The organism is Bacillus sp. SKDU12 (genome assembly GCF_010093085.1).
Taxonomy (GTDB): Bacteria; Bacillota; Bacilli; order Bacillales; family Bacillaceae; genus Bacillus; species Bacillus mexicanus.
Map to the genome: position 1 here is coordinate 13,357 of NZ_MSRC01000021.1, position 16,117 is coordinate 29,473.

General features: G+C 45.0%; 1 protein-coding gene. It reads right to left on the reverse strand.

From position 1 onward, the window contains the following. Positions 1 to 3: 3 nt before the first annotated feature. A complete protein-coding gene (locus BTW01_RS17230) occupies positions 4 to 16,092 on the reverse strand; it encodes a non-ribosomal peptide synthase/polyketide synthase (RefSeq protein WP_162104205.1) in 16,089 nt (5,362 codons plus the stop codon). Between the last annotated feature and the right edge of the window lie 25 nt (positions 16,093 to 16,117).

The window sequence follows — 16,117 nt, forward strand, 5'->3', positions numbered from 1 at the left end:
TAATTAGAAATCCAATTCGATTGTGCTTGCGAGATGTTTGTTTTTGTTTACTTTTTCGCTTAATTGAATGTCTTTTAAAAGAACGGATGGGTTTCGCAAAATCGCCGAGAGGATCATGATGTAATCCTCGGCCAATACAGAAATGGTTTTCTTTTTAAATAGCTTCGTGCAGTAGACAAAGCTGCCTTTTATTTCATCTTTGTCCATTACGAAGGTCAGCTGCAAATCAAATTTAGCTGTTGTATTCGTTTGTTCATAAGATTTGACGGCGAGAGAGTCTATTTCAATATCCGTTTGTTCTGTGTTTTGCAGGACAAACATCGTATCGAACAATGGGTTGCGGCTTAAGTCCCGTTTTACACCTAGTTTTTCTACAAGTTCTTCAAAAGGATATTCTTGATTTTCATAAGCCTCCAGCATCGTTTCTTTCGTTTCCTTTATATAGTCCATACATGTCTTTTCTGCCATCGGAGCGGTACGGATGGCTAATGTATTGACAAACATACCGATGATGGGTTCCAAATCTGCATATGGTCTCCCCGCAATAGGCGTACCGATGACGAAATCATCCCGGCCGCTGTATTTAGCAAGCAGTATGGAATAGGCAGAAAACAAAATCATATAAGCGGTCGATCCGGTCAAGTCTTCCAGCTGCTTTATACCTTGTACGACAGTCTTATCAAGTGTAAAATTGTGCTGCTTGCCATCGAAGCTTCTAACAGGCGGTCTCGCAAAATCTTTCGGCAGCTCGAATGACGGAAGCTCTTCATGAAATACACCGAGCCAATACGTTTCCTGCTTCTTGATTCGTTCTCTTTGTTCTTTTTGATGTTTCCATTCAGTAAAGTCTTTGTACTGAATACGGAGCGGAGCTAACTCTTTGCCGTCATACAATTGAATCAGTTCTTCGACAAAAATATTCATCGAGACGCCGTCCGTTATGATGTGGTGCATGTCAAACATGAAAATATGCCGGTCTTGTTCCAACTCGATGAGTCCCGCCCGAAGTAATGGAGCCTGACTGAGATCGAATGGCCGAACAAAGGCGCGGAAACATTCCTCAACCTCGTCAGGTGCTGCCTTATATCTTTCTATAGAGAACTCCATTTGCGGTTTGATCACCTGCACCGGCTCTCCGCGGACCATTTTAAATCCGGTACGCAGTGATTCATGACGCTGGATCAGTCTTTGAAAAGCAGTTTGTAAGCGATTTATATCAATTTTCCCTTCTAATGTAAGAATTCCCGGCATATTGTAGCTAAGTTCGCCGCCTTCGATTTGTGTCGACAAGTAAACCATCTTCTGCACGGAGGATACAGGATAAACATCTTTTTCTTTGGCAGGCGGAATGGTCTCCGGCCCGATGTCCTCAGCTTCAGTAATGATCTTTGCCATTTCTTCAACGGTCGGATATTGAAAGACTTCTTTTAAAGAAATGTTTTTGCTGAATTGCTTATGAATGTTAGCGATGAGCGTCATCCCCCGTAATGAGTGGCCGCCCAGATCGAAAAAGTTATCTTTCACGCCAATTTCTTTTACCTTCAAAACGTCTTGCCAGATACATACCAGTTGCTCTTCCATGCTCGTTCGCGGAGCAACGTAGTCGGTTCCTGTATGCAAACCTGCTTCAGGAATTGGCAATGCTCTCCGATTTACTTTTCCATTCGAAGTTAGCGGCAGTTTTTCCAGTTGGATAAAGTATGACGGAATCATATAGCCTGGTATTTGCCCTGCAAGTTTTTCTTTTAGCTGACTGATCGAAACTGATTGTTCCGCTGTAAAGTAAGCATACAAATCGCTTTGCCCATCTGCATTTTCTTTTGAGAGGACAACTGCTTCCTGTACATGTTTTAAAAGAGCGGCCTCCACCTCACCGAGCTCAATTCGGTAACCGCGAATTTTGACTTGATGGTCCATTCTTCCCGCATATTCAATGTTTCCGTCAGGAAGGTAACGGGCCAGATCGCCTGTTTTGTACATCCGCTGATTCGGGTCAAATGGATGCGGAACGAATGTTTCGAGCGTCAAAGACTCCTTGTTATGATAACCTCGGGCTAAACTGCTCCCTGAAATACATAGCTCACCGACAATTCCGACAGGCTGAAGCGATCCTGCTTCATTCAAAATGAAAATCTCTGTATTTGAAATCGGTTTGCCGATTGGCTGAAGTTCCTGATCTTTATCCGGATCAACGGTATACATGGTCACGACATGCGTCTCTGACGGACCGTAATGATTATGCAGTGTGACCTGGTGGCGTCTCAGCATGTCGCGCAGCATATTTGTTATGATGAGCTGTTCTCCTGCGGCGATGATGTGATCCACGCACTCAGCAAACGGTTCGAAATAGTGTGTCTCTGAGGCGAGGAGCTTAAGGAACGCGGTCGGAAGAAATGCTGTCTGTATATTGTGCTTTTTGACAAATTCATTGAGCTGACGCACTTCCCGTTTTGCCTCATTGCTGATGATACATAGTGTTCCTCCGCTTGAAAGCGCGGAGAACATTTCTTGATAGCAAACATCAAAGCTCATGGCGGCAAATTGCAGCACTCTGTCAAAACGCAGCTGTGTATGATCTCGTTCATGTACGAACAGATTCGTCATCGTTTTATGCGTTATTTGAACTCCTTTTGGCTTCCCTGTTGTACCAGATGTATAAATGACGTACATTAAGTCATTTTCCGAATACGAAAGATGAAGATTGTCGGTACCGCCTTGATATAGTAACGGATCGTCAAGCAGCAGAACTTCCCCTTCAAAGAGCCGCGGGATGGTATGGCCAGCACTAGTCAATAGCACATCGGCTCCGCTGTCTTTCATCAAAAAAGTCCGCCGTTCATCAGGAAGTTCCGGATCGATAGGGAGAAATGCTCCGCCGGCCTTTAATATGGCTAAAATGCCGATGATCATATTTGCTGAGCGCTCGGTGAGAACGGCAACCGCCTGATCAGTGCTTACCCCCTTATCTTGAAGGACGCGCGCCAGCTGATTGGAGCGTTCATTCAGCTGACGATAAGTCAGCGTCTGATTTTCAAACAGGACGGCTTCATGGTCTGGGTTAAGCGCAGCCTGCTGCTCAAAAAGCTGATGAATCGCTGGCGGAATATGTTTTTCTGTGATTCCGGTATCGTTAAATCGTAGCTGAATGTCACTCTTCTCTGCTTGGGTCATCATATCCAATCTGGCCAGCTTTGCCTCAGGCTGTTTGATAATCGAATCAATCAGCTGCACAAAATGACCGATCATGCGTTCGATCGTTTCTGGTTTAAACAGAGCGGTCAAATATTCCATCGTGAAATGAATACAAGCGTCTGCTTCCACAGCTGTTAAGGTTAAATCGAATTTAGCCATCGTATGTTCGCTTGGATAGGGTTGAAAAGTGATGTCATTTATCTCTAACTGTTCCTGCTCCGTGTTTTGAAGCACAAACATGGTGTCAAACAATGGATTGCGGCTCAAGTCTCTGGCAATATTCAGTTGGTCGACCAGCGCTTCGAACGGGTAATCCTGATTCTCATAAGCCTTTAAGGCATTCTCCTTCACCTCGGACAGATACTGAGTGAACGTTTTCCCTTTTTCAGGGTAATGTCTCATCGCCAATGTATTCACAAACATTCCGATAATCGGTTCCAAATCCGCGTGCGGTCTCCCCGCTATAGGACTGCCGACAATAATATCTTCCTGACCGCTGTATTTTGAAAGCAATAATGTATAAGACGCTAAGAGCACCATATATAAAGTAGATTCTGTTTGGGATGCCAGCTGCTTTAACCCGTCACTTTTTTGCTTATCAAGTGTAAAATGCATCGTGGCTCCCGCAAAATCACGTGTCGACGGCCGGATATAATCGGTCGGCAGATGAAGGACAGGAACGTCGCCGCTGTAAAGCTCTAACCAATAGGCTTCTTGATTTTGGATCTGCTGTAACCGTGCTTCTCCGGTCTGCCATACTGCGTAGTCCTTGTACTGGATGCGTAAAGGCGGCAATATCTCTCCTTTATATGTCCGAATAAATTCTTTAATCAATACGCTCATGGATGTTCCGTCAGAAATAATGTGATGCATATCAAACATGAGAATTCCTCGGTCAGGTTGAAATTCAATCAGCCCTACGCGAAGCAGCGGCGGCTCCTCCAGATGAAACGGACGAATAAATTGGCGGATATAAATGTCCGCTTCATTTTCTTCTGCCTGATACCACTCTACTTCGAATTTTGCGTGATCTAAGACATACTGAACAGGTTCTCCGCCGGCCATTTTAAAACCGGTGCGCAAAGATTCGTGACGCTGAATCAGCGTGCGGAAGGCTTGCTGCAGCTTATCACGGTCAAGCTTACCTTCGACAGCCATCAGTCCCAGCATGTTGTAACTGAGTTCTCCGCCTTCCAGATGATTAAGAATGTACAATCGTTTTTGGGCCGAGGATACCGGATAATAAGGTCTTTTTTCAATTGCGGGAATAGCGGCATACCCAGTTAGCTCAGTTTTCGTGATTTCCCGCGCGAGCTGTTCAATGGTTGGGAAACGGAATACGTCCCGCAAAGGAATTTGGACCTGCATTTGCTTTTGTATTTTTGCGATAAGCGCGGTTGCCCGCAGAGAGTGTCCTCCAATATCAAAAAAGTGATCTCGAATCCCGATCTGCTCTAAGTCGAGAACGTCCTGCCAAATGGCTGTCAGCTGGATTTCTGCCGGAGTCTGCGGCGGCACGTATTCCGTGCTTCTGTCTCGACCTTTGACCGGAGCCGGTAATAACTGCCGGTCAAGCTTCCCATTTGGCGTCAGCGGCATTTGATCAAGCTGCACAAAATGAGTTGGTATCATATACGCCGGTAAATGCCGGGACAACCTTTCACGAAGTTCACTGATCTGTATTGGTTTGTTCGCAGTATAGTATCCGCATAGATCATATTCTCCATCTGAGTCTTTAAGGGCAATTGCGGCTGTTTCTTGTATATCAGGAACGTTCATCATGACCGTTTCTATTTCACCGAGCTCGATTCGAAAACCGTGAATTTTCACTTGATGATCAACCCGGCCGATAAATTCAATATTTCCATCTGGCAGAAAGCGGGCCAGATCACCGGTTCTATACATTCGTTCCGCCGGGACAAACGGATCGGCCGCAAATTTTTCATTCGTCAGCTCCGGCAGGTTCAAGTAACCCCGACCGACACCGTCCCCTGCTATATACAGCTCGCCTTGGACGCCTGCCGGCTGCAGCCGTTTTTTGGAATCAAAAATGTACATGCGGTTATTGCCTAACGGCTTGCCTATAGGGACATGAATGTGACTGCGAGCCCAAGCATCGGCAGAATACTCAATGTTGAACAAGGACGCGTCTACGCAAGTTTCAGTAGGGCCATATACATTGGTGATCGCAGGCGCAGCGCCATGCTTGCCGAATAATTGCATGAGCTTATTTACCGTCGTTTTGGAAAGAGCTTCTCCTCCGATTATAAGATGCCGAAGCGTGACTCCCTGTAAATCCCCTGCGGCTAATAAGAGTTTTAAATGGGCAGGTGTTCCGTCGGTAATATCAATAGAATGCTGCTGATAGTAACGGCATAAGGCTGCACCGTCTGATACGACCTCTTTTGGAACAATAAACAGGGTATGACCTAATAGCAAAGAAGCATACATTTGCTGAACAGAAGCATCGAAATAATATGGAGCGAGCATGGCTACATTCAGATCCGACTCATAGGCAGAGTATACTTGGCGGCTCAGCCCTTCTATCAGGTGGATGACCTGGCGATGTTCAATTAACGTGCCTTTAGGTTTGCCTGTCGTACCGGAAGTATAAATGGCATAGGCCAGTTGACTGGACTGATAAGAGAGTGCAAGACTGCTGTCTTTTTCGTGATAGAAATGTTCCTCCATGAGATCGATACATGTCCCTGAGAAGTCGATGTTATCCTGCAGCTGCCGGCGATAAAGCAATACGCTGATGCCTGAATCATTTAAAATATAACGGGTGCGGTCAGACGGAGAATCAGGATTTATAGGCAAATATGCACCGCCCGCTTTTAAAATTCCCAAAATGCCTATCATCATCTCCAGAGAGCGTTCAGTCATAATGCCGACAAGCTGATCCGCCCCCACTCCTTTTGCCCGCAAGGTTCGCGCAAGCTGATTGGCCCGCCGGTTCAGTTCCCCGTAGGTTAATTGTTTACCCTCGAATACAACCGCGGTATGGTCCGGCGTACGATGCGCTTGTTCCTCGAACAACTCATGAATCGCTTGATCACGCTGGTATTGCATATCGCTAGACTGAAAATGACTGAGCAGATATTCTTTTTCTTGCTGAGTCAGAAGCTCTAATTCTTCTATTTTGACAGATGGCTTCTGTAATACTTGCTGCATGAGCTGTTCAAAATGTCCGCGGAGCCGCTCCATTTCTGCTTTTTCATAGTCATTTTCATTAAAACCGAAATGAACGGCCAGCTGTTCGCCAGGTATAACAACCACATTCAAATCATAATGGGAGTGTTCCTGCATATGAAAATTCGTGATGCTCAGTTCCGTATCATGATGACCTGCCTCTTCAACCTGCTGCCCTATCGGATAGTTTTCAAAGATCAGTATGTGATCAATTAAGTTTTGCTTTTGTTCCGTTTGGGCCTGAATTTCGTATAAAGGGTAGGTATCGTATGCTTGGGAAGCCAGTGCATTTTGTTGAACCATTTGCATCGTTTCAATAAAAGAGCTGTCCTCATCACAGCGGATGCGAACTGGTATGGTATTGATGAACAGGCCGATCATCTGTTCCGCCCCAGGGATTTCCGCCGGCCTTCCGGACACGACACTGCCAAAGACGACATCCCCAGACCCGCTGTATTTCTGTAATAAAATTCCCCACAACGTTTGGATCAACGAATTTAATGTCACTTGATGCTGATTTGCGATTTGCTGCAGCCGTTTTGTTTGTTCCGGGTCTAATTCATAGCTCACATTGGCATAAGCATATGCTTTTTGTTCATGCTGCGGTCTTTTATGAAGAAATCGCGTTTCACCCTTATAGCCGTCAAGATACTCACACCAGTACCGTTTAGCCGCTCCCTGATCTTGACGGCCAAGCCACTCGATATAGTCGCTGTAAGGAGCGGCGGATGGCGCTTCTGTTTCCCTGCCTTCTTGCAAAGCGTAATAATGCTCAAATACTTCCTTTGTAATAAGAGACAGGCACCAGCCGTCCATCACAATATGATGAAAGCTCCAAATCAGATGATATTTGCGGTCTTCCATACGGAAAATCGCTATGCGCATCAGCGGGTCCCGAGCCAAGTCAAATCCTTTTGCCTTGTCCTCTTTTTGATAGGCTGCGATTTCATCCTCGCGCCGAGGCTCCTCTATGTCACGCAAATCTGCAAAATGAATTTGCGGTTTTTGCTTTTTATAGACAATTTGTAAAGGAGTATCGTTCCAGCCGCTGTAAAAACGGGTTCTGAGCACGGCGTATGTTTCACATAATCGTTCAAGGCTTGCTTTAAACCAATTAATCTTTAACTCTCCCTGAATACTAAACGATGCTTGTTCAAAATAAGAATGTGAGTCCTCATCCAGCAAGCTGTGAAAGAGCATTCCTTTCTGCATCGGGGTGAGCGGATACACGTTTTCGATCTCACTTGAATGCGGCAGTTGAAGGAGAAGCTGATCCAATTCGTCAATGGACATGCCTTTTAACAATATATCGCTTGGTGTCAGTTCTGATTGTTCTTTCTGAACGCAATGTGTAATGATTGTCCGCAGCTGGCTTTGAATCGTTTCTGATAACCGCTTGATCGTTTTTCTTTCGTATTGTTTGCGGCTGTAGCTGATCACAAGCCTCAGACGGCCCTCAGTGATCATTCCGTTTATATTCAGTACATACGGTCTTGCTTGATTTCCGCTCGAGTCGGAACCGCAGGAATAAGAAGATAATTGAATCGCATGCTGCTGCAAATCTTGGTCAAACTGCCCTAGATAGTTAAAGCTGATCTCAGGATTGAGTTTCGATGGCATTGTGCTGCTTAAGTACCTTGCTATTCCATATCCGATCCCTTTATGCGGAATTTGACGCAGTCCTTCTTTAGTCGTTTTAATGTAATCAGAAATTTCTTTGCCTGGCTGTATATGAAGGACAGCCGGATAAAGGCTTGTGAACCATCCAACCGTACGGGAGATATCCACATCTTGCATAATCTGTTCTCTTCCGTGTCCCTCTAAATGAATCGGGATCTGTTCCAATCCTGACCAATGCGATATGGAAAGACCGAGAGAAGTTAAAAGCAAATCATTTATTTCAGTATGATAAGCGCGATTCGCCTGTTTTAATAGCAGCTCCGTTTCCTCTTTCGTCCATTCCGCGGTTTCTGTTTCACTGTCTTTTGCAGCCGTATGTGTTTCATGGAAATCTTTCGGAAGCGGTTTTCCTTCGGTTTGTTCGATCTTTGCCCAATACTCCTGTTCTTGTTTTACGGTTTCACTTTGTGCATATTCCGAAAGCCTCCTAGCCCATAATTGGAAAGAGTCTGTTTTTTGCGGCAGTTGAATCACTTGCCCGTTTTCGGCTTGCTTGTACCCGCTAACAAGATCCTCCAGCAGAATGCGCCATGAAACCCCGTCCACAATTAAATGATGGATGGCTATGAGCAAATGGTCTCCATCTGCGCACTGAAACAACCCAGCTTTCAGTAACGGTCCATCACTTAAATTCATACTGCTTTGTAGCTCGTCAGCCTTGGCTTCAATTGTCCGCCTCGGATCGGAATCTTCTTTCAGGTCCAGGACTTCTAAGTGGTACAGTCCGCTTTGGGCAATCTCTGCATTCTGTGCTTCGTAGCCATTTTCCGTAGTCTGGAACGTCATGCGGAGCGCATCATGATGTTCAGCAAGCTTTTGCAGGGTTTGCCGAAGCGCTGATTCCTGGAAACCTTCCGGCGCATACAGCATGACGGCTTGATTATAATAATGCGGATCGACTGTTATGTGATCAAAGAACCAATGCTGAATAGGAGTCAGACTGACGTCTCCTTTGACTTCACCTTGATCGGCTATACGCAGATTCTGCTTAATATGCGGACTTAACTCGGCAATTGTGGCGTATTGAAACAAATCTTTGATTTCCATTTTGTATCCTTGTTGAATTAATCTGGAGGACACTTGAATGGATTTAATGGAATCTCCGCCAAGATCAAAGAAATGATCCATAATACCAACATTTTCAGCACCTAATACCGATTCCCAGACAGAAACTAATATTTCTTCCATTTTTGTTCGGGGAGCCTTGTACGCTGCTCTGTCCTGCAGATCGAAATCCGGAGCCTGCAGCCCTTTTTTGTTTATTTTTCCGTTAGAAGTTAAAGGCATTTCATCCAGCTCGATAAAATAAGCTGGAATCATGTAATTCGCCAAGCTGTGAGCCAATTGTTTCCTGAGCTGGGCTCCTGTTATTTGTCCGCCGCTCACGTAATAAGCACACAATTGTTTAAACCCGTGGACATCAACTCTTGCTGTCACGACCGCTTCCTTGACCGCTTCTTCTTGAAGCAATGCCGCCTCGATCTCGCCTAATTCAATACGATAGCCTCTGATTTTTACTTGTTCATCTATTCTGCCCGCATATTCAATGTTTCCGTCAGCCAGCCATTTCGCCAAATCCCCTGTCTTATACATCTTGGCTCCGGGTTCAAACGGGTCATCGACAAATTTCTCTGCCGTCAATTCCGGACGGTTCAAATATCCTCTTGCCACACCAGCGCCGCTGATATAGATTTCTCCCGGGACGCCGATCGGGGCAGGTTTCCTATTCTCATCAAGGATATAAATGCTCATGTTTGCTGCAGCTGTTCCGATCGGTACCGATTCCCGCTTGTCCTTTACGGCATCATAACGGTAAATCATGCAGCCGACAACGGTTTCCGTCGGTCCATACTCATTGCATATGTCAATTCGGCCTTCGAACTGTTCATGAATACTTTGGGCTAGCCGGGTGCTTAGATTTTCCCCGCCCACAATCATTCTCCGGACAGCCGATTGATCGGCGATGTTCATTTCTTTTAAAACCTGCAAATGGGCTGGGGTTAATTTCATGACATCCACCCTCTGGTCCTGCACAATCGATTGAAGCAGAGCTGTTTTGTCCTCTCCGTCATAGACGATGATCGTATTGCCTGTGACAAGCGGTGTGAAAATAGAAGTCACCGTCAGATCAAAAGAGATTGACGAGTACAACGGGAAGTTGGCTTTCTCGCCTTTTACATAAACTTCTTTCGCCCACCAAATATAATTGGTCAAGCCGCGGTGCTCGATGAGTACGCCTTTTGGCCTGCCTGTGGAACCTGATGTATAAATGATATATGCCAAATCGTTCGTACTGCTGAGCGGTTCAAGATAAGAGGCATCTTGATGATAAGAGCTTTCATCATCAAGTAAAATAGTGACGCCTTCATAAGAAAGCTGCTCCCTGATATCTTGCTGCAGCAAAACGATTTCGGCTTCGGAGTCATCCAGCATATACCGAATGCGATCTTGCGGATATTCCGGATCTATAGGGACATAGGCTCCGCCTGATTTTAAAACGGCGAGGATTCCAACCACTGATTCGATACTATTTCTACTGATGATGGCTACAGGCTGATCTGCTTGCACGCCTTTCGCTCTTAGCGTTCGCGCCAGTTGGTTTGCCCGTTTATTGAGCTCTGCGTACGTGAGCTGACTGTCTTTATCGATGACGGCTGCTTGATCGGGTGTACGCTGCGATTGCTCTTCAAATAATTGATAAACCGGTTTCTGCGGAAACGATGCGGCCGTGTCGTTCAGCGTATGAAGAAGGGTTCTTTTTTCACCTTCCGTTAACAATTCCACTTGCTCTACGGGGATATCCGCATCAGTCACGACCTGCTGCAAAATGTGCATAAAATGCTTCCGTACCCGTTCAATACTTTCTCGCTCATACACATTGGCATTGTATTCAAAAAGGATGTTCATCGCATCGCCCGGTATAACGGTCAAATGAAAATCATAGTTGGTCTGCTCTTCCATTTGCACGTTGGAAATGGTAATAGATGATCCATTTTGCCGGCCGATGTTTTCCATATACTGATCAACCGGATAATTTTCGAATATCATTAAATGTGTAATTAAATCTTGCTTTTGCGTTGTACGTGCTTGAATATCGTACAACGGGTGCGTCTCAAATTGTTGAGACGCTATAGCCCTTTCCTGCGCGTCTTTCATAAGCTCGGCAAACGTTGTCCCAGCTTCACATCGGAACCGCACGGGAATAGTGTTAATGAATAAGCCGATCATCGTTTCCACATTTGGAATTCCAGCCGGCCTTCCCGATACAACACTTCCAAACACAATGTCTCTGCTTCGGTTATATTTCTGCAGCAAAACCGCCCATGCCGTTTGCAGCAGCGTGTTCAGTGTGACGTGGCGCCGTCCGGCCGTTTGCTTCATTTTTAATGTGAGGTCGGGGCTTATTTCACACGTCACTTTCTCTGGTACATATCGTTCTTCCGCCGCATGGTGATCCTTAGGAAGGCTGGTCTGTTCTTCATATCCCTCCAAGTATTGATCCCAATAACGCATAGCCTCCTTTGCATCTTGCCGGCCGAGCCATTCAATATATTGACTGTATGGAGTCATCGGTGTTTGTTCAGGCTGCTTTTTGTGAAGCAAGGCAAAGTAATGCTCGAATATTTCTTTTGTAATCAGCGGCAGACACCAGCCGTCCATCAAAATATGGTGAAAACTCCATATGAAACGGTAGGCCTTTTCATCAGTACGAAGAATCAGCAGCCGCATTAACGCGCCTTTCTCTAAGTCGAAGCCTTGCATCTTATCTTTTCTGGCATACTGCTGAATCATCTCTTCTTTTTGTGGTGCTTTCATCTCGCGTAAGTCAATAAATTGAAAACCGATTTTTTTCGTTTTGAATATGATTTGCAGCGGCTGATCTTTCCAGCCTCTGTAAAAATTCGTTCGGAAAATATCATATTTTTGCGATAAGCCATCCAAGCTTTTTGAAAATGAATCAATATTCAAATCTCCATGCAGATCAAACATCGTTTGCTGAAAATAAGCACCTGAATTCGGATCAAACAAGCTGTGAAACAGCATGCCCTTCTGCATCGGTGTTAATGGATACATATTTTCTGCTTCGCCTAATTCACGCGTCTGCTCTAAAAGCTGTTCCAGTTCGTCTATTGTGATGTCCTTTAACAGGGTGTCGCTTGGCGTCAGGGAAGTTTGCTCCCGGCTTACACAATGCGCAATGACTTCTTGCAGACTTTCTTTCAAACCGCGAGCAAATTGCGCCATAGTCGATTTTTCGTATTGTTTATTGCTGTAGCTCAGTGTCAGCGATAATTTGCCTTCAGCAATCATGCCGTTCACATCAAGCACGGCCGTTCTCTTTTGGTTTTCATTCATCGATGCCCCTGTGGAATAAGGTGACACGCGCAACGTTTGATGCTTCAGATCTTGATCAAATTGTCCCAAGTAATTAAACGATATTTCCGGATTCAGTTGTAGGCATGCAGCTTCCGGATGTCCGGATACATATTTGATGATGCTGTAATTCATCCCTTTATCAGGAATACGGCGCAGCCCTTCTTTCACAATCTTGATGCGCTGTGACAGATCTTTGCCGGCTTCCATCCTCAGTACGACAGGGTACTGGCTTGTAAACCAGCCTATCGTGCGGGAGATATCCGCATCTGGAATAATTGGTTCTCGCCCGTGTCCTTCCACATTCACGAAAACGTCTTCTATACCTGTCCATCTGTGAATGGCCAGACCTAACGAAGTCAGCAGCAGATCATTGATTTCCGTGTTATAGGCACGATTCGCTTGTTTTAATAATTGCTCCGTTTCCTCTTTTGTCCATTGAATCGTCACTTCTTCGCTGTCACTTAATAATGAACCTTCACAGATATTGTCCTTAGGCAATGGCTGCAGCTTTATGCTTGAAAGCTCAGCCCAATAAGCAATCTCCTGCTCCATATCTGCTTCTGTCGCATATTTGGACAATTGATCTGCCCAGAATGGAAATGAGTCTGTTTTTTGCGGAAGCTGGATCGTTTGTCCGCGCTCCGCCTGCTCATAACCGCTTGCAAAATCCTCAAGTAAAATGCGCCACGATACGCCGTCAATTACCAAGTGATGAATCGCAATCAACAAATGATCTCCGTCTGGACATTGGAACAAACCAAGCTTCATCAAAGGCCCCTGCTCTAATACCATGCTGCTTTGAATCTCATTCGCTTTACCGGCGATCGCTTGAGCCGGGTCGGTTTCCCCTTTATAATCCATCACTTCCAGATGGTATAATTCACTTTCATCTGTTCCTGTAATTCGCGGAGCATATCCGTTAGACGTTTTTTCAAAAATCATTCTCAAGGCATCGTGATGTGAGGCGATGCGTTCCATTGTCCTGTGAAGCGGCTCCTCTTTAAACCCTTCCGCTGCATATAACATGACGGCCTGATTGTAATGGTGTGCTTGCGGCATTTTTTGTTCAAAAAACCAATGCTGAATCGGGGTCAGATTTGTGCTGCCTTTCACTTCCTCTTGATCGGCCATTCTGCCGATCGGTTCTACAAATTGACTTAAGTCAGCAATCGCAGGGGATTTAAACAAATGCTTCATATCAACCTTGTATCCGGCTTGATATAATCTGGAAGACACCTGAATTGATTTAATCGAATCTCCGCCAAAATCAAAGAAATGATCCTGTATTCCTATGCGCTCTTCCCCTAATACTTCTTGCCAGATCGACACCAGCAGTTCTTCGATTGTGTTTCGCGGTGCTATGTATTCGTTATCCGTCCGCATATTTTTTTCTTCCGCAGCAGGCAAAGCTTTCAAATCAATTTTTCCATTGGAAGTGAGGGGGATATGTTCCAAATGGATAAAAAAGGAGGGAATCATGTAATTCGGCAGTTTTCGGGACAAATCGTCTCTAAATTGTGCAGCGGTCAAAGAAGACTCGCCGGCATAATAGGCATACAGTTGCTTAGTTCCGTCTTCGTTTTCCCGCGCAACAACCACAGCTTCACGAACATTTTCGATATGGCACAAGGCGGCCTCTACCTCGCCGATTTCGATACGGTAGCCGCGAATTTTCACTTGATGATCGATTCGCCCTAAGTATTCAATTCTTCCATCTGGCAGCCATCTGGCGAGATCACCCGTTTTATACATCATTTGGCCAGGCAGGAGCAAATGCTGAACAAACTTTTCTTCCGTCAAATCAGGCTGATTGAGATAGCCGCGGGCCACGCCGGCTCCTCCGACATACAGCTCTCCCGGTACGCCGATTGGCTGGATTTGGTGGTGGGCTCCTAAAATATAGGCTTGGTGATTGGCCACCGGTTTGCCGATTGTGATCTGTTCATCAGCAGACTGAACAGGGTGAAAGGTAGATACGACGCTATTTTCTGTAGGTCCGTATTCATTATTAATTCGAATGTGAGGCTGCAGAGAATACAGCTTCTCAACTGTATCTGTTTCCAGCTGCTCTCCTCCTACAACAACATGCTGAACATGAATGAAGTCGTCCGCGTTCATATGTTCGATCATGGTTTTTAGAAGACGGGGAGAAGTTGAAAAATGTGTGATTCTTTCTTGTTTCATGACCTTTTGAATGGCGAAAAGATCTTTATTCTCTTCATTTGGCAAAAGATGCAAAGCTGCACCAGAGATGAGCGGGCCGAAGAAATTTAAAATGAACGCATCAAAAACATACGGGTACAAGACAAGCACGCGATCTTTGGCAGAATGCTTGAAAAATGCCTTCTTCCACTGGAGCGAGTTCACAATGCCGCCGTGTTCGACCATAACCCCTTTCGGCTTTCCGGTTGTGCCCGAGGTATATATGACATAGGCTAAATGGTTATGTTCCGCTATTGATGATAATGACGAGTCATCGGCATGGTAAGATGTTTCATCATTAAGATCAATCGTCAAGCCGTCAAAGGTGAGGCTGCTTTTTAAATGATGCTGAACAAGGAGAATATCTGGCTTCGCATCATGAAGCAAATATTGAAGCCGTTCTATTGGATATTCAGGGTCCAGGGGCACATAAGCGCCCCCAGCCTTCCAAATGGCTAAAATGGATACGATCATCTCTAATGAACGATCAGCCAAAATGGCGACTAACGAATCGGCTTGAACCCCGCCATTACGCAATGTTCTTGCCAAACGGTTAGCCCTTTCATTCAATTCCCTGTATGTCATATGGTCGTTTTTAAACTTGACGGCCTTGTGATCAGGTGTTCTTTCTGCTTGCTCTTCAAATAACTGATAAACAGTTCTGCTCCCGGAGTAATTTGCGCTGGTGTCATTAAAATCAAACAAAAGCTTCTGTTTTTCCGGTTCGGATATGATTTCTGCCGTATGGATCGGCGCTTGAGGCTGAAACAAGATCACGGACAGCAGCTGATCCAAATGGGATACAATTTGATCCATATAACGCTCATCGTACAGATTGCTATTATAAAAAAGCTTCAATTGAATCCCGTTGTTCTCCAAATCAAAGTGAAACAGCGTATCGGCTGCAGTGTCTTCTTTAAATCGCAAGGAATGAATTTCGTTCAGTGAAACGACAGTATGAATCAACGGCTGACGTTCATCATTGTATTCTACATGTAGATGCTGGACCATTTTTCGGAACGGCAGGCTTTGATTTTTCAGAGAATCAGTAACAGCTTCTTTCAGATGCTCGAATAAGGTTTTAAATGTGCTCTCGCTTGAAAGCTTATTTTTGAACAGGACAATGCTGTTAATGGCTGACTGACTGCTTTTTTGCTTCGATACCGCTGGAATGCCCAAAATCAGGTTCGTTCGATCAGTGTATTTATACAGCAAGCATTCAATCCCTGCTAATAAAATCAAATAGGCTGCCATTTCAGAATGATTAGCCATCGTCATTATTCTTTGAGATACGTCCGGTGATAAGGAACGGCAAATATATTTTTCCTGATAGCCAGTACGGGTCAATGACGCTTTATCTGCTGCTTTAAAGATAGGGAATGCGCTTAAGCTGTCATCTTCATCAAATAGGTTTTCCCAATACGTTTCTTGATTTTTAAATACCGACATTGGAGCACCTCATTTTATATAATTT